Origin of the sequence: Pseudomonas sp. ERMR1:02, assembly GCF_002277815.1 — a bacterium.
Lineage (GTDB): Bacteria > Pseudomonadota > Gammaproteobacteria > Pseudomonadales > Pseudomonadaceae > Aquipseudomonas.
Genome location: NZ_NKJI01000003.1, coordinates 356462 through 376817, shown reverse-complemented (window position 1 = coordinate 376817; position 20356 = coordinate 356462). Strand labels below are relative to the sequence as shown.

Here is a 20356-nt window from a genome sequence, read left to right as displayed (position 1 = left end):
TGAAGCAATAGGCGTGCAATCGCGCCTTTGCTCAGTGAAATAGTCTGGATATGTGGTGGCGTAGATCGGAGTTTTCGTTACGCCACTTTCCTGCGGACAAAACAAAACCCCTACCTGCATACGCAGATAGGGGTTTCGGAATTTAATCTTGACGATGACCTACTCTCACATGGGGAAACCCCACACTACCATCGGCGATGCATCGTTTCACTGCTGAGTTCGGGATGGGATCAGGTGGTTCCAATGCTCTATGGTCGTCAAGAAATTCGGGTACCGAACCGTCTTTCGACGCTTCAGCAAATTGGGTATGTAATAGATTTGTGTGTTGTGCGAACTTTCGGTTCATTGCGTCTTCACACACCGCAATCTGGCCTTTCGACGCAAATTGCTTGGGTGTTATATGGTCAAGCCTCACGGGCAATTAGTATCGGTTAGCTCAACGCCTCACAGCGCTTACACACCCGACCTATCAACGTCGTAGTCTTCGACGGCCCTTCAGGGAACTCAAGGTTCCAGTGAGATCTCATCTTGAGGCTAGTTTCCCGCTTAGATGCTTTCAGCGGTTATCTATTCCGAACATAGCTACCCGGCAATGCCACTGGCGTGACAACCGGAACACCAGAGGTTCGTCCACTCCGGTCCTCTCGTACTAGGAGCAGCCCCTCTCAAATCTCAAACGTCCACGGCAGATAGGGACCGAACTGTCTCACGACGTTCTAAACCCAGCTCGCGTACCACTTTAAATGGCGAACAGCCATACCCTTGGGACCGGCTTCAGCCCCAGGATGTGATGAGCCGACATCGAGGTGCCAAACACCGCCGTCGATATGAACTCTTGGGCGGTATCAGCCTGTTATCCCCGGAGTACCTTTTATCCGTTGAGCGATGGCCCTTCCATACAGAACCACCGGATCACTAAGACCTACTTTCGTACCTGCTCGACGTGTCTGTCTCGCAGTCAAGCGCGCTTTTGCCTTTATACTCTACGACCGATTTCCGACCGGTCTGAGCGCACCTTCGTACTCCTCCGTTACTCTTTAGGAGGAGACCGCCCCAGTCAAACTACCCACCATACACTGTCCTCGATCCGGATAACGGACCTGAGTTAGAACCTCAAAGTTGCCAGGGTGGTATTTCAAGGTTGGCTCCACGCGAACTGGCGTCCACGCTTCAAAGCCTCCCACCTATCCTACACAAGCAAATTCAAAGTCCAGTGCAAAGCTATAGTAAAGGTTCACGGGGTCTTTCCGTCTAGCCGCGGATACACTGCATCTTCACAGCGATTTCAATTTCACTGAGTCTCGGGTGGAGACAGCGCCGCCATCGTTACGCCATTCGTGCAGGTCGGAACTTACCCGACAAGGAATTTCGCTACCTTAGGACCGTTATAGTTACGGCCGCCGTTTACCGGGGCTTCGATCAAGAGCTTCGCGTTAGCTAACCCCATCAATTAACCTTCCGGCACCGGGCAGGCGTCACACCCTATACGTCCACTTTCGTGTTTGCAGAGTGCTGTGTTTTTAATAAACAGTCGCAGCGGCCTGGTATCTTCGACCGGCGTGGGCTTACGCAGCAAGTGCTTCACCCTCACCGGCGCACCTTCTCCCGAAGTTACGGTGCCATTTTGCCTAGTTCCTTCACCCGAGTTCTCTCAAGCGCCTTGGTATTCTCTACCCAACCACCTGTGTCGGTTTGGGGTACGGTTCCTGGTTACCTGAAGCTTAGAAGCTTTTCTTGGAAGCATGGCATCAACCACTTCGTCACCCAAAGGGTAACTCGTCATCAGCTCTCGGCCTTAAGATCCCGGATTTACCTAAGATCTCAGCCTACCACCTTAAACTTGGACAACCAACGCCAAGCTGGCCTAGCCTTCTCCGTCCCTCCATCGCAATAACCAGAAGTACAGGAATATTAACCTGTTTTCCATCGACTACGCTTTTCAGCCTCGCCTTAGGGACCGACTAACCCTGCGTCGATTAACGTTGCGCAGGAAACCTTGGTCTTTCGGCGTGGGTGTTTTTCACACCCATTGTCGTTACTCATGTCAGCATTCGCACTTCTGATACCTCCAGCAAGCTTCTCAACTCACCTTCACAGGCTTACAGAACGCTCCTCTACCGCATCACCTAAGTGATACCCGTAGCTTCGGTGTATGGTTTGAGCCCCGTTACATCTTCCGCGCAGGCCGACTCGACTAGTGAGCTATTACGCTTTCTTTAAAGGGTGGCTGCTTCTAAGCCAACCTCCTAGCTGTCTAAGCCTTCCCACATCGTTTCCCACTTAACCATAACTTTGGGACCTTAGCTGACGGTCTGGGTTGTTTCCCTTTTCACGACGGACGTTAGCACCCGCCGTGTGTCTCCCATGCTCGGCACTTGTAGGTATTCGGAGTTTGCATCGGTTTGGTAAGTCGGGATGACCCCCTAGCCGAAACAGTGCTCTACCCCCTACAGTGATACATGAGGCGCTACCTAAATAGCTTTCGAGGAGAACCAGCTATCTCCGAGCTTGATTAGCCTTTCACTCCGATCCACAGGTCATCCGCTAACTTTTCAACGGTAGTCGGTTCGGTCCTCCAGTTAGTGTTACCCAACCTTCAACCTGCCCATGGATAGATCGCCCGGTTTCGGGTCTATTCCCAGCGACTAGACGCCCTATTAAGACTCGCTTTCGCTACGCCTCCCCTATTCGGTTAAGCTCGCCACTGAAAATAAGTCGCTGACCCATTATACAAAAGGTACGCAGTCACCCAACAAAGTGGGCTCCCACTGCTTGTACGCATACGGTTTCAGGATCTATTTCACTCCCCTCTCCGGGGTTCTTTTCGCCTTTCCCTCACGGTACTAGTTCACTATCGGTCAGTCAGTAGTATTTAGCCTTGGAGGATGGTCCCCCATATTCAGACAAAGTTTCTCGTGCTCCGTCCTACTCGATTTCATGACCAAGAGATTTTCGCGTACAGGGCTATCACCCACTATGGCCGCACTTTCCAGAGCGTTCCGCTAATCTCAAAGCCACTTAAGGGCTGGTCCCCGTTCGCTCGCCACTACTAAGGGAATCTCGGTTGATTTCTTTTCCTCAGGGTACTTAGATGTTTCAGTTCCCCTGGTTCGCCTCTTAAGCCTATGTATTCAGCTTAAGATAACCATCTTATGATGGCTGGGTTCCCCATTCAGACATCTCCGGATCACAGTCTGTTTGCCGACTCCCCGAAGCTTTTCGCAGGCTACCACGTCTTTCATCGCCTCTGACTGCCAAGGCATCCACCGTATGCGCTTCTTCACTTGACCATATAACCCCAAGCAATCTGGTTATACTGTGAAGACGACATTCGCCGAAAATTCGCAATTACTCACAAATTTTACCTTAGCCTGATCCGTTACCAGTGAAAGTAACGTTCAGTCTATCTTTCTATCACATACCCAAATTTTTAAAGAACGATCTAGCCAAAGACTAGAAATCAACATTCATCACCGTCTCGGTGGAATGCTCATTTCTAAGCTCTTACAACAGAAGCAGTAGTGGTGGAGCCAAACGGGATCGAACCGTTGACCTCCTGCGTGCAAGGCAGGCGCTCTCCCAGCTGAGCTATGGCCCCGTATTTCTACAGGTTCCCACACAAAATTGGTGGGTCTGGGCAGATTCGAACTGCCGACCTCACCCTTATCAGGGGTGCGCTCTAACCAACTGAGCTACAGACCCAATTTCGGGCTGCTTCTTATCGTCTTCTTCAATGAATCAAGCAATTCGTGTGGGAGCTCATGGTACAGCTGAGTCGTCGATTAAGGAGGTGATCCAGCCGCAGGTTCCCCTACGGCTACCTTGTTACGACTTCACCCCAGTCATGAATCACACCGTGGTAACCGTCCTCCCGAAGGTTAGACTAGCTACTTCTGGTGCAACCCACTCCCATGGTGTGACGGGCGGTGTGTACAAGGCCCGGGAACGTATTCACCGCGACATTCTGATTCGCGATTACTAGCGATTCCGACTTCACGCAGTCGAGTTGCAGACTGCGATCCGGACTACGATCGGTTTTGTGGGATTAGCTCCACCTCGCGGCTTGGCAACCCTCTGTACCGACCATTGTAGCACGTGTGTAGCCCAGGCCGTAAGGGCCATGATGACTTGACGTCATCCCCACCTTCCTCCGGTTTGTCACCGGCAGTCTCCTTAGAGTGCCCACCATTACGTGCTGGTAACTAAGGACAAGGGTTGCGCTCGTTACGGGACTTAACCCAACATCTCACGACACGAGCTGACGACAGCCATGCAGCACCTGTCTCAATGTTCCCGAAGGCACCAATCCATCTCTGGAAAGTTCATTGGATGTCAAGGCCTGGTAAGGTTCTTCGCGTTGCTTCGAATTAAACCACATGCTCCACCGCTTGTGCGGGCCCCCGTCAATTCATTTGAGTTTTAACCTTGCGGCCGTACTCCCCAGGCGGTCAACTTAATGCGTTAGCTGCGCCACTAAGAGCTCAAGGCTCCCAACGGCTAGTTGACATCGTTTACGGCGTGGACTACCAGGGTATCTAATCCTGTTTGCTCCCCACGCTTTCGCACCTCAGTGTCAGTATCAGTCCAGGTGGTCGCCTTCGCCACTGGTGTTCCTTCCTATATCTACGCATTTCACCGCTACACAGGAAATTCCACCACCCTCTACCATACTCTAGCTTGTCAGTTTTGAATGCAGTTCCCAGGTTGAGCCCGGGGCTTTCACATCCAACTTAACAAACCACCTACGCGCGCTTTACGCCCAGTAATTCCGATTAACGCTTGCACCCTCTGTATTACCGCGGCTGCTGGCACAGAGTTAGCCGGTGCTTATTCTGTCGGTAACGTCAAAATTGCAGAGTATTAATCTACAACCCTTCCTCCCAACTTAAAGTGCTTTACAATCCGAAGACCTTCTTCACACACGCGGCATGGCTGGATCAGGCTTTCGCCCATTGTCCAATATTCCCCACTGCTGCCTCCCGTAGGAGTCTGGACCGTGTCTCAGTTCCAGTGTGACTGATCATCCTCTCAGACCAGTTACGGATCGTCGCCTTGGTGAGCCATTACCTCACCAACTAGCTAATCCGACCTAGGCTCATCTGATAGCGCAAGGCCCGAAGGTCCCCTGCTTTCTCCCGTAGGACGTATGCGGTATTAGCGTCCCTTTCGAGACGTTGTCCCCCACTACCAGGCAGATTCCTAGGCATTACTCACCCGTCCGCCGCTGAATCAGAGAGCAAGCTCTCCTCATCCGCTCGACTTGCATGTGTTAGGCCTGCCGCCAGCGTTCAATCTGAGCCATGATCAAACTCTTCAGTTCAAACATCTTTGGGTTTTGAGAAAACCCTAAACTTGGCTCAGCAATCGTTGGTTACATCTTTGATTTCTCGCGGAGTAACTTGTGATGCTGATAATCTGTTGACTAGCAGTCTGATACCACAAGCACCCACACGAATTGCTTGATTCAGTTGTTAAAGAGCGGTTGGTTAAGATCTTTCGTCTCAACCGAGGCGCGCATTCTACAGCAGCCTCTGTTGCTGTCAAGTGATTATTTCAAAAGTTTTCAAGGATTTCCTTAACAACTTCAACCACTTGCGCTTTCGATCTCTCGTCAGCGGGAGGCGAATTCTACAGCGTTACTCGCTGCTGTCAACACCTCTTTTTCAACTTCCTTTCGGCTTCGATGACCTGAAGCAACTCACTGCCGAAAACTGCGTAACTCATTGTTTACCAAGGAGTTTTCCGTTTCGACTGCGCCGGAAGTGGGGCGAATTATAGGCCTCCAGAATCTGCCGTCAAGCTCTGATTTGGGTTTTCTATCAATTACTCGCAAAAATCGGATAGCCCCCGCCCCCTTCTATATAGAGGTAGTAAAACCTGGACCAGGAAGATTCATCGGAGTCGCCACTTCTAATGACTGAGAGCAAAGGAAGATCAAGGAGAGAAAAGGTGGTGTCCCAGGGCAGGTTCGAACTGCCAACCTTCCCCTTAGGAGGGCCATATCGCGCCTAGCAAGGCCGGAGCTAACCCCATATACAATGGGCGCCATAGTTTGGTTGCGTCCGAAAAGACTGAACCGTATAGTGATTTTTGCTGCCACGGTGCTGTCACGGATCAAAAACCTTGAAAACCAAAATAACTCAGCGACTAATCAACAGCCTCGTGACCGAGCAGAAGGCATACCGGGTTCACGACACGACCCAACCGGGTCTGTTCATACGCGTCCTACCCAGCGGCCATAAATCCTTCATGGTTACCTGGGGACGCAACAAGAATGCCACGCTCGGTCGCGTTGGTGTGCTGACGCTCGACCAGGCCAGAACTGAGGCAGCGCAGTACCTTGCGGATGCTCACGCCCACGGCGAACCGCTGGCCGTCACCCAAGGCCGCAAGGGCGCAGCCCTACCCTCGTTGAGAGAGTTTGTGGATCAGCACTACATGCCATGGTTCAAGGCCCACCATCGAGGACATAAAAAGACTCAACACACTCTGGACAACAACTTCACCACCATCATGGCGCAACGCGTTGATGCGATTACCACTCGGGATCTCGAGCAGATTCGTACAGCCTGGCTGCAAGCAGGCAACGCTGCCTCCACCGCCAATCGGAAGATGGGAAGCATCAGCGGGGTATTCAGTCGAGCGGTGGAGTGGGAGTTCATCAGTGAGCACCCGTTGGCGAAATTGAAAGCTCTCAAGGTCGATTCAAAGGGTCAAGTCCGTTATCTGATTTCCGATGAATCAAAGCGCTTAAGAGAAGCCCTCGACTCGCGACAGGATGAAGCCCGGGCCGAGCGGGAAAGAGCGAACAAGTGGCGATCAGATCGTAAAAAGGAACAGATGCCGGACTTCCAGAGCCTAACGTTTACCGACCACCTAAAGCCCATGGTAATAGTCTCGCTCAACACAGGAGTTAGGCGTGGCGAGCTTTTTGATCTCAAGTGGCCATCAGTCAACTTTACCACTAAGACGATAACGATCATTGGCGACACGACCAAAACAATCGAAACTCGGCATATACCTATGAACCAAGAGTCGCTGGCTACGCTGAAAGCATGGAAGGAACAGTCGAGTGAGGTAGGTTATGTTTTCCCAGGGCAAGGCGGCGAGCGCATGGACGACGTTAAAAGCGCATGGCTAAGGTTGTTGGAACGCGCCCAGATCATCGGCTTTCGATGGCATGACATGCGTCATGACTTCGCTTCGCGTCTCGTGATGGCTGGCGTACCACTCAACACAGTACGCGATCTATTAGGGCATTCAGACATCAAAATGACGCTTCGATACGCCCATCTAGCACCAGGCACAAAGGCTGCGGCAGTAGAGCTTATCTAGCTGTCGAGGCCTCTCATTTTTTTGTAATCCTCATACGAAACCACTAGTGGCTGATTGTTATCCAGAAAAGCTATGTAGCTCTCGATGATCGGCCATTCCTTCTTCACCAGCTCCAGGTTCACGTAGTGCTTGTCGTACGTGCCACCCCATATTTGCGTATGGCCGTTCAAATCATCGAATAGATCATATTCGCCCTTGAAGTACTCAGAGCCAATTACGACCTTTGCCTGACGAGAAAGCGTTTCGCCACAAAACTCCGGCCCGATCGCGCCCGCTCTTAGCTTAAAGAGCACCTCATCCGGATCCCATACAGCTTCAAATACCTCTAGAAAATTAATCTCGTTGCCAAAACGTATTTTCCCCTCTCGAAACGGGTTTGGAAGCGTCAGGGTACCTAGCCCTATCTCTACAAACTCCTCCAAGAGCTTCACGATTTTCTCGTTCTGCTTACTCGCAGCGATGTCCAAGGCATCTTTCAGCTGTGGGTCGATCCGTGCCGATATCACTACCTTTTTTGACCGGTTTGCCATCTGCGCTCCATAGGTGTCTACAAACAAAACAGCTTGCATAGAATGTTACTTACAAATACTATGCTTACGTATCGGGCAGTATCGTACAGTCCATGTGGACACTCAAGGAGAAAGAAATGACCCAAGCAGAAACCGTGCCTTCGCTATCTGTAAGCGTTGAAGAAGCTGCGCGACTTACCAGCCATTCACGGTCGGGAATTTACGAGGTAATCGGCTCTGGCGAGCTCAAAGCGTTCAAGCTTGGACGCCGACGTCTGATCCTGATGACCGAACTGAAAGCTTGGATTGAGCGGGTAGCTAAGGATGGCGCCAGGTGATGGCTGCAGCACTGAAGGGAGCAAAACGAGAAGGGATGCAAATCACATTGAGGCCTGATGATCACAGGCCCGAAAGAAAACGTGCCGAGTCAGTGTTTCGACCACTGACCCGACCCACCGCACAGAACTCTTAGGGAAAACCATGCGATCACTAAAGTTTACTCCTCTGCTGGCAATTGATGCCAGCACTGCACCCCTTGTATTCAAACAATCGCCGTCTTTCAGACTCGCGACAACTCAAGGGGTATAAGCATGCAAATCACCATCAGCCTGTTTGATCGTGCCGGCCGATCACTTGGTCAGCTAACACTGGCAGCGAGCACCTATCTGATCGATCTCGAAACGCTGCGCAACATCGGTGCCTGGCGCGTGGGGATTCATAAATGAATCGTCCCTACAGCCTGCCCGAAGATGAGTTTCACAAGCTACAGCGTGCTCAGGACGCCATAACATTGATGAGCATTTTGTTCGGTGAGGTGCAGCGCTCAACAACCTACACCCCGAAGATGATCGCCTCTTTTTTGGAATCGGTTGGGGAGGAAATTTCGCTTGTTATTCAGTCCGTGGTTTATGAGTCGCGACCTCAGCGCTTTGAATCTCTGGAGAAAAGCCATGTCAGGTGACTCGCCAACCGATCTGGTAGATCTGCTCAGCTCGATCAACGAACTGATTCGGCAGTTGCAGCGTCCAGCAGTAGCAGCTGAAGACGAGCTGTGGACATCACAGGATATCGCGGCTTACTTAAAGCTAGCCGTCTACACCGTTGAGCGCAGAGTCGTCGTTCAGCCCAACTTCCCCACGAGCGTACAGCCCTGCGCTACTGGAGCGAAAGCGGCGAAAAGATGGTTTGCAGGCGAGGTGATTACCTGGGTGCGACAACAGCGCGCCAAATTACCCGTAGCGAGGCGATCAAGACAATAGCGTGACGGCCGGCCACCGGTGATGTGAGCCCTCACGAAGGGGTAACAGGCATACGAGCCCTGTGACCTTCCTCCCATCTTTACGGAAGAATCGAGATGAACACTTTTCAAGAGTGCAGTGATGCGCTGAGGGAATCGGCTTGCCTGAAGAAAGCCACCGATGCCCCGTACAACTTCAGAACGGATCTGGCCAACCTGCCAGAGCAACATCGTATTCGCTCCAACGACCCTCGATACGACGACCGGAACCGGCTTGTTCCCGCCCAGGAACGACACAAAAAAATTCTCGCCTTTAGTCCTTACATGGCTACGCAGAAACGCCTGATCGGCACCCTCCCCACTACATTGAAGCAGCGAAATTAATCTATGAGAGACGATCTGCGTCACGACGTTCTGCAACGCCTTGAGTCCGATTACGGGTTGAAACCCCGTGCCGGAAACTACATGCGCGGCGGTGAATGCCCCAAGTGCAAAAAGAAAGAGCTGTACACCCGCCACGACAATCCGTGGATGGTGATCTGTGGGCGACAGGAAAAGTGTGGCCACACACTTTATGTCAAAGAACTTTATGACGACTTATTCGAGGATTGGAGTAAGCGATCACCGGCAACCGAAAGCGATCCAACAGCCACAGCCCGGGCGTACCTGGAATTCTCTCGCGGCTTCAAATATGAACTGATAGCTGGCTGGTTCACTCAGGACACCTACTTCTCTGGCAGCCTCAACGCCGGTACTGCCACCGTGCGATTCGCCCTTGAACGAGGCAGTTACTGGGAACGCCTGATTGATCAGCCCCAGCGCTTCGGCAAGATGAAGGCGCGCTTTGCTCCAGGCGATTCATATCGGGGGGTGTGGTGGTGCCCGCCTTGCGTTGATGTGCTCGAGGTCGAAGAGCTATGGATTGTCGAAGGAATTTTCGATGCCATTGCCTTGGTGCACAACAACATCAGTGCCGTGTCTGCTATGTCGTCGAACGCCTTCCCGATCGACTCGCTGAAAGCGTTGGCGAGTCAGCGCGCCGGCAAACTGCCCAAGCTGATTTGGGCGCTGGACAACGAGCCCGGCGCCCACGCTTACACCAGGCGTTGGGTACACCAAGCCCGGGAGTTGGGCTTTGTCTGCGAGGCCGCTCAGATTCCCCAGCGCGACGGACGCAAGACCGATTGGAACGATTTGCATCAGCGCTGGGTATTCATTGACGGCGACGATAAACGCACGAATCAGATCGCCGCAGATCTGAAGCAGGCGCGCCATCAGGGCGCGCTGCTGATCGCCGAAAACGCGGCAGAAAAGGCGCTGCTTATGTACGACTGGAACAAACGGGGCGAATTTCACCTTGGCTTCGGCAACCGCCTGTACTGGTTCAAGTTGGACATGGAGAAGTTCAACCGCGCGATGCAAGACATCGAAGACAGCGAAGATCAGGACGACCAATTGCTCAACCAGGCGCAGGCGCGCCAGAAGGCGCTGCAACAGTCCGGCAGCGTGGTGGAGATCGCGAACTGCTACCCCCAGGCTCTGTACTACCAGCGCAACGAAATCACCGACGAAGCCTGGTACTACGTGCGCGTCGATTTCCCGCACGACGGAGGCAGTGTCAAGAACACCTTCACCAGTAGCCAACTTGCTGCTGCCAGCGAATTCAAAAAGCGCCTGCTCGGCATGGCTGCCGGCGCCATGTACACCGGCACCGGACAACAGCTCGACAAGCTTATGAAAGACCAGCTCTACGGAATCAAATCCGTGTCGACCATCGACTATGTCGGCTACAGCAAAGAGCACGGCTGCTACATCTTTGGTGACGTGGCCATCAAAGATGGAGTGGCCTACCAAGTCAACAACGAGGACTACTTTGAGTTTGGAAAGCTGCGACTAAAGACCCTGCAGAAAGGGATCGCGATCAAGCTGGTGCAGGATGCAAAGGGCTACAACGAAGAATGGCTTCGGCTCCTTTGGATCTGTTTCGGCGCCCAGGGAATTGTCGCCCTAGTCTGGTTCTTTGGATCGCTTTTCTGTGAACAGATCCGCGGCAAATTCCAGTCCTATCCATTCATGGAGGCCACCGGCGAGGCAGGAGCTGGCAAGACGACCTTGCTCAACCTGCTGTGGAAGCTGCTAGGCCGTGAGGGATATGAAGGCTTCGACCCGATGAAATCGACCAAGGCAGGTCGTTCTCGACTGATGGCTCAGGTGTCTGGCATGCCCGTTGTTTTTCTGGAAGCCGATCGACATGGCGACGAAAAGTCACATGCCAAAGCCTTTGAGTGGGATGAGCTAAAGGACTTTTATGGCGGTGGCACGCTGGCAACTAAAGGGGTCAAAACGGCCGGTAACGAAACGTACGAGCCACCATTCCGAGGCGCAATCGCCATCAGTCAGAACGCCGCAGTAGTGGCGCACGAAGCGATCATGACGCGGATCACGAAGCTCCACTTCCTGCGCCCGACAGTTACGCCTGAGAGCCGGAAAGCCGCAGATCAGCTCAACGCCTTAGACGGTGCGAAGCTGAGTCATTTCCTCTTACTGTCGATCCGTAAGGAAGCCGAGGTCATGTCTCTGTTTTCTCAGCGGATGCCCGAGTACGAGTCAAAACTTCGCCGCCTGCATACCCACTGTTTTGCGTGCGAAAGCGCCTTTCCCGATGAGAATTCCACCTGCAGTGGCTGCGGCAACAAACTGCGCGGCTATATCCGTGTGGAGCGCATCAGCAAGAACCACGCACAGCTACTCGCCCTGCTCGATTGCATTTGCATGGTTCTCAAACTGCAAGAGCATCAGGTGAACGCCACACGCTTTCAGATCGTCCGTATGGCGATCGAGCGGCAAGCCTCAATCAGTTCCGATCACCCTGCCGTGGCTGAGTTTTGGGAAGTGTACGAGTACCTCCAGTCGCTCAGTGAAGACCCTGTGGTCGATCACAGTGCCGATACATCTGTAATCGCGATCAACTTAAACGAGTTCAGCGAGCGCGCTGCAGAGCACAAACAGAAGCTCGCTGACGTGGGGACTCTGCGAGACCTGCTCAGAGAGTCCAGATCACACAGGTTTATCGAGAACAAAGCCGTGCACAGCGCAGTGCGTGCCGCGTTCAACAACCGAAACCCGCTTGCAGGACGGCCGACCACGGTCAAGTGCTGGATCTTCAAAAAGTAACAGAACGGGGGCGCTGCAGATGGAAGGGATGTCCACCGTTGAACGTAAATCGCCAGGCTGCGGACGCCAACGCAGCTGGCACATGAACCGAAGGAGAAAAGCTATGCATGACGACGAAAAGAGTCTGCTGGAACACCAGTTGAACATCGCGGCATTTGAAGAGGCGATGAAAGAAAAAATCTCGCGCCAAAACTTCGAGTACGACGGTGAACGATACGTGCACAACACAGTGCAATTGATCTTCAAGGCCTTCGTAGCTGGCCAAAACCCGGATGGCCTACGAATTATCGGTCAGCAGTTGTACGCCGAAATCAACCCGTCCAGTAAATACGCCTCACAAGCGGAAGAGATGATTCAAAAAAATCATATCTATCCATTCCCAATTTGCTTCGTTGCAGACCCATATGGGTATGTAGTGAGAGGCGGAATTGGTGGTTGGTACCGCCTCGATGACGTGAAGCTTTTTTTCAAGGTGAATGGCGAGCTTCATCCCATTCAATGACACTCAACAACCGGTACAAAGCGGTGCAAAAAGAGTTGCGCCGCATCTACCCCTTAAAGGACAGAACCATGCAAGCTTTCATTAATAGCGCCGAAGCTGCCGATAAACCGCGCACCATTGCTGGAATCAAGCGTTTGGCCAAGCAACTGAAGAAAGCCTCTGAGGGCCAGTTACAGCACATGCAAGCTCTCGAAAAAGCGGCAAGAATAGCCGGACACACCAGTTTTAAAGACGCTCAACACACTCTTGCTTCAGACAAATAGTTCAGCCCCACACTTTCAAGAACATGCCGGACAAGCTCTGTAACTATCGCTCAGTAGACTCACCCGCTCACCTAAACTCGTCTAGTTTATCGAGAAGATTAAGCTGCTGAGCACTAGAAAGCTCACGAAACCGCTCAAGAAGAGAAATATCTAATTTTTTTGCGGACGGATTGAGAGTATGAGAAAAAGCTAAATCCATAACAAAAGAGTGCCCACACCTGGGACTCAAACACAAACAGTACAATTTCTTCGACTCAGAAGACAGCTCTTCCACTTCTGAAATTAACGCCTTCCCCTCACAGTCACGACAAGTAACCCGCATAAATCAACGCAACCCTGTTAGATAGACAGCTGTATTGTGTTAATATTAACTCGCAACCAAGACTTAATACACCCCCCCCACATTCAAATTTATCCGACTACCAAGTAATCCGCTTAAACCTTTATCCTCAAAATAGGGAACACCCATGAGCAACAATAACGGCACTATCAAGTATGCAACTTTACAAAAGGCTTTCGCCAAGGCTTATAAAGCACGCGAAGGGGCTAATTATTTTACTATCGAACCCAGCACTGCCCAATCGATAAATGCAAGTATCACGGCAAAATCCGACTTCCTAGAACGTATCAACATCATTCCTGTTAGTGAGATCAAGGGCGAAAAAATCATGCTCGGGGTAACCGGCCCTGTGACCGGTCGAACCAACATCAAGACCACAGATCGCGAACCAAAAGACTTTTCCAGTTTGGACAACAATACTTATGAACTGTCGCCCACCGAATCGGATGTTAGCCTGCCTTGGGCCAAGGTTGATGCCTGGGCTAAGTTCCCTGACTTCCACAAGCGCTATTCCGATGCCGTAGAAAAGCAGATCGCCTTAGATCGCATGATGGTTGGGTTTCGTGGCACTCATAGCGCCGCACAGACTGACATTGAAGCCTTCCCCATGCTCGAAGATGTCAACAAGGGCTGGCTGCAACAGGCCCGTGAGCAGGTGCCAGGCCAGGTGATCAGTCAGGGCCTGGAGGTTGGCAAAATTCGCCTTGGTGAAGGCGGCGACTATGCCAACCTGGACGCCCTCGTATATGACGTAACGCGAGCGATTGACGACAATCTACGCGGTGGTGGTGACCTGATCGCGATCATTGGCTCTGACCTGCTGGCTCATGACAAGGCTGTGCTGTATGCCAAACAGGCGGGTACACCTACCGAGAAAGAACGCATAGAAAGTGCGAAGGTCGTGAACACCTACGGCGGTGTACCAAGCTTCAGCGTGCCGTTCTTCCCGGTTAACGCCGTGCTGATCACCAGCTGGGACAATCTGTCGATCTACTTCCAAGACACCAGCTGGCGCGTGCTCATGCAGGAAAACCCGAAGCGCAACCGCGTCGAAGACTACAACAGCCGGAACGAAGGCTATGTAGTTGAGCACTTTGGGAAAATCGCCATGGCTGAGAACGTAGAACTGGTGTGATAAGCCTAGCGCCAGGGCGCAAGCAACATAACTTACCAAGGAATAACGACATGCAACTTACCACCATTGATCGAGAAAATCTGAGTCCTGAACTACAGGAACGCTTAGCTTGTTTTGAGGCTGATAGAGACGCTTACATCGCTCTGCAAAATCAGTACACCGAAGTTGTGCAAGAAGATAAACGGTTAATGCAGAAAGCCTCTGAGCTTGAAGGTCAAGCCGGTCGCACTGATTCTTCCTGGAATGCCAAGGGCAGCTCAGGCGCAATCGATCAGAGTAAAATCAATGAAGAAATTGAACGTAGTTCTCAGCTCAGGAAGGACGCACAAAAGTTACGCCTCACTGCCGAGACACGAGCAGGCATCCAAAACAACTTGATTATTAAAGTGGCAGAGGCACGCTTGAAACTGGTGGGCGTTCCTACCTCAATAAACAAAGAACTTCAGCAGGCCCTTTTGGCAAAAGCGTTAAAGCAGGAAGGCACGCTCGATATCCTGTTGGAGTTGTTCGCTTTATCCCGCGCTGTACTGCTCAAAAGTCTTAGCGAGCATGAGGTGATGCTCTCCCGCTGCAACAGCCCATACGAACGACAAGCGAAAATCCATGAGCTCACCTGGATCACTCTCGGGCAAAAACTTGAAAAGCTATTTGATGGGGCCGAGAAAGACACACTGGCACCAACACTGGCAACTATGCCTCCTGCCGTACAGAAAGAAGCAGTAGTCGATAACTTCGCTGCACTTCAGAAACTTAAGCGTACAACGGCAGCGTCCTGAGATTCAGCAGCCCATCAGTTTAGGAGTCTCGCATAGGCTCAGATCGTAGGAGCTCAACGTGAGTAAGCTGGATCGTTTCATGCGGGAAAGAGACGTGCTCGAGGCCACCTCCCTTTCTCGAACCACCCTCTGGCGAGTTATGAAAAGCGGACAGTTCCCCAGACCTGTCCGCATCTCACCAGGACGTGTCGGATGGCGTGAGTCAGCAATCATCGCCTGGCAGGAAAATCCTGGCGAATGGTGTTCCACCGAGGCCACATGAGTGACTTCAATTCGTTCTGATAATTTTGCCCCAGTCGCAGCACCCCGCTGCCTGGGGCATTTCGCAGGATAGTTAATGCCATGAATTCTCGAATGGAAAACGTCTTAGTATTCGCAGACCTTCAGCGTATTACTGGCTACCAGCGCCGCTCTGATGTCGAAAGATCGCTTGCCGAGCAGGGCATCCGATTTTTCCGCGGCCGCTGTGGGCCATGGACAACGATTGATCTCATTAACTACGCCGGTGGCCTCAGGACGACCAACAGCGAGAAGTACAACGCCGATATTTTATGAGGCGAGCATGGGTAGCACTAGCCCATTCGGGCCGCCTGCCGCCAAGCGTGAGACGGTCTCACGCCACTCCACCATCCCTCCCCCACCTCAGCAGACAAATTCATCGTTATTTTGCGGCCAGTGTCATGTGTTTGGATTACACGAGAGGTATCCACTCATGCTCATAAGCCTTAGTCCATACAGACCCATCCCGAGGGATAGCTGCCATTTTAGGTTGACCCATGGGGAAAAGGTAATATTGGTAATGCCCCCTGACCAATGTAGAAAAACCCTTATTTATCAATGAATTAACAGCATTAAGGGTTGGTAATAATATAGTAATAATTGGTAAGAACATTACCTTTAGATCCAGTAATCTTCACAGAACATTAAACCCTTTAAAATCAACCACTTGCCGAAATATTACCCACAGGATTACCAGAAATTACCACAGAAGGTAATTCCTCAAAGCCACGGTTTATAAGGGGTTCAGCTGGATTGCTCAGCGTCATTACCAAAATTACCGTTTCCCTATGAGTCCCCTGAAAAAACCCCAATGAGCCTTTGCTTAGCGGCGTTGTGAGCGGATTAATCAGCCTCCTCGCCTCCTACCCTGGTCAGGTATGGAGATGTGCAATTCTGTGAAAAGGCCGGAATCCCCCGCAGGCCACATAAACAGCGGCTTCTAGCCGAGTTTCGTTCTAACCGGACACGCCAGCTTATTGCGTCCGAAGTAACTCATTCTGTTTTCGAAAACTTAGCCTTGCCCCTATTCCTATTGGGTTTGCTATGCGGTCATAGCCTGGGGGCCTGGTGGTAACGAGTGCAGATTCTTTGCACATAACTGAAAAAGCTTTCACAAAATGAAATCGGCTTCTTCCCGCTAAGCCCCGCAGCGGGCCTAGCTGGAAGCCCTATTTTCACTATCTGTGAGTTTGCAAAAAAAAATGACGCAGAGCGCGTTGGCGGGAGGGGGATAAGTGCTTTTTCACGACGATTTTTTTTCGCGCCCGTTTTTTTCGACATGTCCGCGCTGGCGCCATTTGTGGCCTGGGAGATGGGCTGACCTGCTCTCCATGGGCTGATACACTCGCTTCAAGCTGCCTGGCGTTGTTGAGCTCTCTCAGTGGGGCAACGCTAGCCAGCCTGCAAACGACCGACCCCGCCCAGTGCGGGGTTTGTCGTTTTCAGCGTTAGAGATTAGGCGATGCGCTCAGCCAAGAGTGAACTCCTGATCGTGGCGAGCTTCTCGCGCCAGGGCTTTGTCATTGGCCAGACTGCTCTCAAGCATTTTTAGACGATGCTCCAGGGCGAACTTTTCAGCGGCGAGCACCACCGCTTTTTGCTCCGCCTCACTGGCCTGGGTCACCAGGTCGTCAATGCTCCTGGAGCGCCGTTCCAGATCCACTTCTCTGCTGCGCAGCTGGTGCTCCCGCCGTTCTATTTCTCGCTGCCGATCTTCCACCAGTGACGCTGCTTTTTTCACAGCATGCACACGGGAGAGCACTGCCTGTTTTGAACGTGCGTGACGAGCTGCGCCCTGGGCATTGGCGCTGGCCACGGCTTCGGCTCGCTGCCAGGCTCCAGTCTTCACGCCGACAGCCGCGGCTGCATAGTCGCGAGGCTTCAGCACCGGCGCTTCGCCTGCTGCTGCCATGGTCGAATAGAACGCCGACACCGCCTCATGTTTCGCCTTCGAACCCGCCACGCCGCGCTCCAGCCCACGCTGAGCACCAACCTTGGCATGGAAGCTGGTTTGCATCGCTCTGAGCTTCTCAGGCCCGCCGAGGAAGTCACGACACGACAGCCTCCTGTCTGCTGTCATAGGCACAACGTAAACGACCATATGCGGCGTTGATTCATCCAGGTGGATGGTCGCACTGAGGACATTCGCTGCACCGTGGCGCGTCTTCAGCCACCTCAACGCATCGGCAAAGTAACCGTCCCCCATATCATCCAGACGTCCGCCGTGACGCTTGAAAGCTTCAGGGGATGCGGTGACCAGGTACTCAATCGCGAGCACCGCATCCTTGCGCCTTTTCGTCGGCAACGTGCGCACCAGGGCAGCGAGTATCTGCTCCGATCCTTTGGCCCCCACCGTTCGGTTTCGCCCTGTGAGCGCGGGATCTGCATTCGGGGTGGGCTGCATCCTGAACGTGTGCTTTGCCGACCTCGACACCGCTCCCATGGTCTTGAGTTTCTTCGCCCTGATGATTGCGTAAGCCATAGCGCTTCTCCGTCGCTTTTAACTGCCTTATCAGTCAGTTAAGCGCTTGGAGCATCACCCAATGCAACCCCCCAGTTTGAACAAACTCAAGGCGGCAATGTGTAACCCACTACACATCACTTCGTGATGGTGGGCCCTGCTTCGCAGGGAGTGAAGCAACAACAACGCTGGTCTCAGTCCCTGCTCAGCATTTGAAAGCGAGCGCGTCGCTACGTGAAATCTGAGAAACCAACAGGGTTATTCCCCGACGGTTTTCACTGTTAGATGTCTCCGCCACAGGCTGCATCAGATACCAGCATAAGCATTCGGAGCACCCTATCTTGAACACATCACAATACTCAGGAAACGGGGTTTGGCCATGGCCTGAGGCCAGGAACAAAAAAGCCCCACCGAGCATCTCCCGGTGGGGCTTTCTTTGGCCTGCTGCTGCCACCCTGCTGTCACGAAGAAATTCAGCTGTCAGGAGAATGGCTTGAAAGGCCCGGATTATATGGTGTCCCAGGGCAGGTTCGAACTGCCAACCTTCCCCTTAGGAGGGGGATGCTCTATCCAATTGAGCTACTGAGACACAAATTGCCCGCGAGGATACGCAGAGCGATAGACGGCATGCATGTTAACGGGCAAGCCCGCCTTTGTCATGTCGTCCGTGTGCTTTTTAAGTGTAGGCAGATGCTCCATTAGGGATAGGAAGTTTTACCGCACAAATCAAGAGACGACTCACGACGCCTTCGTCTCGGAAGTACACCAAACAGAAACCATCGCCGGGCAGCCCCTTAGGAACGCCGCTGCCCGCTCTGGAGGACCACACCTGAAAAAATCAGTCCGCCATCCATCCTAAAATGCCATCACTGCACGCCCACCTCTGGCAAATCGGCAATTTGCCACTATCCTGTAAGGATAAGGGACAATGATCGAATCCGCAGGCTTACACCCTCAGGCATTTGACGTCGAGTGCCGGGGAGTGGACGCAGATCAGAAAAACGGCCAGGCAGCTTTCCAGACCAGTACGCATTTCTGATAATTGGTGCTGGCATAACGCCTTTATCCAGTTCAATATTTGTCACAGAATTGACGCCAATGATCTGGCGACTTTGAGGCATGATGCGAGCCTCTATCAATTCAGGTTGAACATTTGGCTGTAGCGCTTGTCGTATCAGACATCCTGCGGCCAGTCCCGAGAACCGCTCCCCTGAACTAACCGGTTAAATATATGCGCCCATTGAAACAGGCAGTTTATTCCAGCCGTACGGCTGACAAGTTCGTCGTACGCCTGCCAGACGGAATGCGTGAGCGCATTGCCGAGGTGGCTCGCAATCATCACCGCAGCATGAACTCCGAAATCATCGCGCGCCTTGAGCAAAGCCTTATTCAGGAAGGCGCGCTAGGCGAAGAACTAAGCATGCGCTTGGACAGCCCCGAGCTTTCATTGCATGAACGTGAATTACTGCAACGCTTTCGCCAACTTTCCCACCGCCAGCAAAACGCTCTCGTTTCGCTCATTGCTCATGATGCCGAAATGGCCGCTGACGCCTCCTGATTCGCACTGAAAGCCCAAGCCAGCCTAATCGCTGGCTTTTTTTTGCCTGAAATTCGAGCATAAAATGTATGGTCAGCCCTTCTGCAACCTCATTTGGCTATTTTCGGTAAAGCCGGCCTGCGCTAATGTATCCGGGCTCGTTGTGAGCGTTGCTAGCACAACGCTCGACCCTCGATGAGTAGCCGCTCCCGACTGTCCTGAAAAACCCTCAGCCTCTAAAGCTGATTTTTATGCCAGGTTCTCAGTCGGGCCGTGACGTCGCAAAAGCCGGTATTAAACCTGTAGGTTCAGGCGTTGGGATGTGGGTCGTACTGGCCGCCTTTGGCCAGTACCGCCCACACGACTCGCGCCAGTTTGTTCGCCAGCGCACACGCTACGACGTTGGAGTGGCGACGCGTCAACAACCCTCGAACCCAAGGCCCCAGGGCATTCCCTCTTGTCGATATGCTGCATGATGGATCGTGCGCCCTGCACTAGTAGTTGACGGATGTGCTTGTCGCCGCGTTTGCTGATTCCCTGCAGCACCGTCTTCCCTCCCGTTGAATACGCGCTGGCCTGTCGAGCCAACCAGTGGGCACCACCGCAGGACTCCATCACGACCGTGCAGACCGGCAGTTGGGCCAATGTGCTGAGCAATTGGCCGCGGCTGGTTTTCTTGCGTGAAACCTGATGACCTTTGGCGTCCTGGCCGTGCAGGTGGAAACTGTGTTTGCCAATGTTGATACCGAGAAGCGTCATCGTGTTCATGAGAGATCCTCCGCCAAAACGAGAAAAGCCCTGCAAGCGT

16 protein-coding genes, 3 tRNA genes, 3 rRNA genes and 1 pseudogene are annotated in these 20356 nt (G+C 52.6%); 13 read left to right on the top strand and 10 right to left on the bottom strand.

Annotated features, from left to right (window positions below; genetic code table 11):
- Nucleotides 1-146: 146 nt before the first annotated feature.
- The 5 genes from rrf to CES87_RS07830 form a co-directional block, all read right to left on the bottom strand.
- Nucleotides 147-262 (bottom strand): 5S ribosomal RNA (gene rrf / locus CES87_RS07850).
- 138 nt (nt 263-400) lie between these two features.
- A 23S ribosomal RNA gene (locus CES87_RS07845) occupies nt 401-3290 on the bottom strand.
- Between the two features lie 232 nt (nt 3291-3522).
- A tRNA-Ala gene (locus CES87_RS07840) sits at nt 3523-3598 on the bottom strand.
- A 27-nt stretch (nt 3599-3625) separates the two neighbouring features.
- Nucleotides 3626-3702 (bottom strand) — tRNA-Ile (locus tag CES87_RS07835).
- Between the two features lie 81 nt (nt 3703-3783).
- Nucleotides 3784-5320, bottom strand: a 16S ribosomal RNA gene (locus tag CES87_RS07830).
- The 16S, 23S and 5S rRNA genes sit together here with 2 tRNA genes alongside, the layout of an rRNA operon.
- A gap of 803 nt (nt 5321-6123) precedes the next feature.
- Here CES87_RS07830 and CES87_RS07820 point away from each other — a divergent pair.
- Nucleotides 6124-7335, top strand: coding sequence for a site-specific integrase (locus tag CES87_RS07820; protein ID WP_128605676.1), 1212 nt, complete (start codon nt 6124-6126; stop codon nt 7333-7335).
- Here the strand turns inward: CES87_RS07820 and CES87_RS07815 are convergent.
- Nucleotides 7332-7865, bottom strand: coding sequence for a hypothetical protein (locus tag CES87_RS07815; RefSeq protein ID WP_128605796.1), 534 nt, complete (start codon nt 7863-7865; stop codon nt 7332-7334). The two genes, CES87_RS07820 and CES87_RS07815, sit on opposite strands and share 4 nt — an antisense overlap.
- Nucleotides 7866-7981: 116 nt before the next feature.
- Here CES87_RS07815 and CES87_RS07810 point away from each other — a divergent pair, with 116 nt between their 5' ends.
- From CES87_RS07810 to CES87_RS07780, 7 genes are all read left to right on the top strand, one after another.
- The gene (locus tag CES87_RS07810) at nt 7982-8182 is read left to right on the top strand and encodes a helix-turn-helix domain-containing protein (RefSeq protein WP_128605675.1); all 201 of its coding nucleotides are present in this window, start codon (nt 7982-7984) and stop codon (nt 8180-8182) included.
- Nucleotides 8183-8434: 252 nt separating this feature from the next.
- Nucleotides 8435-8569 carry a hypothetical protein gene (locus CES87_RS32970; RefSeq protein WP_256590848.1) on the top strand — a complete coding sequence of 45 codons (135 nt, stop codon included), beginning with the start codon at nt 8435-8437 and terminating at the stop codon, nt 8567-8569.
- On the top strand, nt 8566-8805 hold the full coding sequence (locus tag CES87_RS07805) for a hypothetical protein (protein WP_128605674.1): 240 nt from the start codon (nt 8566-8568) through the stop codon (nt 8803-8805). The genes CES87_RS32970 and CES87_RS07805 overlap by 4 nt, the downstream gene beginning before the upstream one ends.
- Before the next feature lie 393 nt (nt 8806-9198).
- Complete coding sequence (locus CES87_RS07795; protein WP_128605672.1) at nt 9199-9465, top strand: hypothetical protein; 267 nt, start codon at nt 9199-9201, stop codon at nt 9463-9465.
- A 3-nt stretch (nt 9466-9468) separates the two neighbouring features.
- Nucleotides 9469-12255: a toprim domain-containing protein gene (locus CES87_RS07790; RefSeq protein WP_128605671.1), complete on the top strand. Its 2787-nt coding sequence runs from the start codon at nt 9469-9471 to the stop codon at nt 12253-12255.
- A gap of 103 nt (nt 12256-12358) precedes the next feature.
- Nucleotides 12359-12757: a hypothetical protein gene (locus tag CES87_RS07785; protein WP_128605670.1), complete on the top strand. Its 399-nt coding sequence runs from the start codon at nt 12359-12361 to the stop codon at nt 12755-12757.
- A 68-nt stretch (nt 12758-12825) separates the two neighbouring features.
- Nucleotides 12826-13020 (top strand): hypothetical protein, encoded by a 195-nt coding sequence (locus tag CES87_RS07780; RefSeq protein ID WP_128605669.1) that lies wholly within the window; start codon nt 12826-12828, stop codon nt 13018-13020.
- A gap of 67 nt (nt 13021-13087) precedes the next feature.
- Here the strand turns inward: CES87_RS07780 and CES87_RS07775 are convergent, their stop codons facing one another.
- Complete coding sequence (locus tag CES87_RS07775) at nt 13088-13342, bottom strand: ogr/Delta-like zinc finger family protein (RefSeq protein ID WP_128605668.1); 255 nt, start codon at nt 13340-13342, stop codon at nt 13088-13090.
- A gap of 145 nt (nt 13343-13487) precedes the next feature.
- Here CES87_RS07775 and CES87_RS07770 point away from each other — a divergent pair, with 145 nt between their 5' ends.
- The 4 genes from CES87_RS07770 to CES87_RS07755 all read left to right on the top strand — a co-directional run bounded on the left by CES87_RS07770 (nt 13488) and on the right by CES87_RS07755 (nt 15826).
- A complete protein-coding gene (locus CES87_RS07770; protein WP_128605667.1) occupies nt 13488-14495 on the top strand; it encodes a phage major capsid protein, P2 family in 1008 nt (335 codons plus the stop codon).
- Nucleotides 14496-14545: 50 nt separating this feature from the next.
- The gene (locus CES87_RS07765) at nt 14546-15271 is read left to right on the top strand and encodes a hypothetical protein (RefSeq protein ID WP_128605666.1); all 726 of its coding nucleotides are present in this window, start codon (nt 14546-14548) and stop codon (nt 15269-15271) included.
- Between the two features lie 79 nt (nt 15272-15350).
- Nucleotides 15351-15533, top strand: coding sequence for an AlpA family transcriptional regulator (locus CES87_RS07760; protein ID WP_178081404.1), 183 nt, complete (start codon nt 15351-15353; stop codon nt 15531-15533).
- Nucleotides 15534-15613: 80 nt separating this feature from the next.
- The gene (locus tag CES87_RS07755; RefSeq protein ID WP_128605664.1) at nt 15614-15826 is read left to right on the top strand and encodes a DUF4224 domain-containing protein; all 213 of its coding nucleotides are present in this window, start codon (nt 15614-15616) and stop codon (nt 15824-15826) included.
- Nucleotides 15827-17018: 1192 nt separating this feature from the next.
- Here CES87_RS07755 and mobV read toward each other — a convergent pair.
- A complete protein-coding gene (mobV, locus tag CES87_RS07750) occupies nt 17019-18032 on the bottom strand; it encodes a MobV family relaxase (protein WP_128605663.1) in 1014 nt (337 codons plus the stop codon).
- A 491-nt stretch (nt 18033-18523) separates the two neighbouring features.
- Nucleotides 18524-18600, bottom strand: a tRNA-Arg gene (locus CES87_RS07745).
- A gap of 642 nt (nt 18601-19242) precedes the next feature.
- On the opposite strand from CES87_RS07745, the gene CES87_RS07735 reads away from it, so the two are divergent.
- A complete protein-coding gene (locus CES87_RS07735) occupies nt 19243-19569 on the top strand; it encodes an Arc family DNA-binding protein (RefSeq protein ID WP_077048487.1) in 327 nt (108 codons plus the stop codon).
- A gap of 287 nt (nt 19570-19856) precedes the next feature.
- Here CES87_RS07735 and CES87_RS07730 read toward each other — a convergent pair.
- Nucleotides 19857-20316: pseudogene (locus CES87_RS07730) on the bottom strand (transposase).
- Nucleotides 20317-20356 lie beyond the last annotated feature (40 nt).

Excerpts from the sequence above, each read along its gene's own strand:
- CES87_RS07805 (WP_128605674.1), top strand. The coding sequence starts at position 8,566 with ATGAATCGTCCCTACAGCCTGCCCGAAGATGAGTTTCACAAGCTACAG.
- CES87_RS07795 (WP_128605672.1), top strand. The coding sequence starts at position 9,199 with ATGAACACTTTTCAAGAGTGCAGTGATGCGCTGAGGGAATCGGCTTGC.
- mobV (WP_128605663.1), bottom strand. The coding sequence starts at position 18,032 with ATGGCTTACGCAATCATCAGGGCGAAGAAACTCAAGACCATGGGAGCG.
- CES87_RS07775 (WP_128605668.1), bottom strand. The coding sequence starts at position 13,342 with ATGCGGGTTACTTGTCGTGACTGTGAGGGGAAGGCGTTAATTTCAGAA.
- CES87_RS07755 (WP_128605664.1), top strand. The coding sequence starts at position 15,614 with ATGAATTCTCGAATGGAAAACGTCTTAGTATTCGCAGACCTTCAGCGT.
- CES87_RS07765 (WP_128605666.1), top strand. The coding sequence starts at position 14,546 with ATGCAACTTACCACCATTGATCGAGAAAATCTGAGTCCTGAACTACAG.
- CES87_RS07780 (WP_128605669.1), top strand. The coding sequence starts at position 12,826 with ATGCAAGCTTTCATTAATAGCGCCGAAGCTGCCGATAAACCGCGCACC.
- CES87_RS07790 (WP_128605671.1), top strand. The coding sequence starts at position 9,469 with ATGAGAGACGATCTGCGTCACGACGTTCTGCAACGCCTTGAGTCCGAT.
- CES87_RS07735 (WP_077048487.1), top strand. The coding sequence starts at position 19,243 with ATGCGCCCATTGAAACAGGCAGTTTATTCCAGCCGTACGGCTGACAAG.
- CES87_RS32970 (WP_256590848.1), top strand. The coding sequence starts at position 8,435 with ATGCAAATCACCATCAGCCTGTTTGATCGTGCCGGCCGATCACTTGGT.
- CES87_RS07770 (WP_128605667.1), top strand. The coding sequence starts at position 13,488 with ATGAGCAACAATAACGGCACTATCAAGTATGCAACTTTACAAAAGGCT.
- CES87_RS07810 (WP_128605675.1), top strand. The coding sequence starts at position 7,982 with ATGACCCAAGCAGAAACCGTGCCTTCGCTATCTGTAAGCGTTGAAGAA.
- CES87_RS07760 (WP_178081404.1), top strand. The coding sequence starts at position 15,351 with ATGCGGGAAAGAGACGTGCTCGAGGCCACCTCCCTTTCTCGAACCACC.
- CES87_RS07785 (WP_128605670.1), top strand. The coding sequence starts at position 12,359 with ATGCATGACGACGAAAAGAGTCTGCTGGAACACCAGTTGAACATCGCG.
- CES87_RS07815 (WP_128605796.1), bottom strand. The coding sequence starts at position 7,865 with ATGGCAAACCGGTCAAAAAAGGTAGTGATATCGGCACGGATCGACCCA.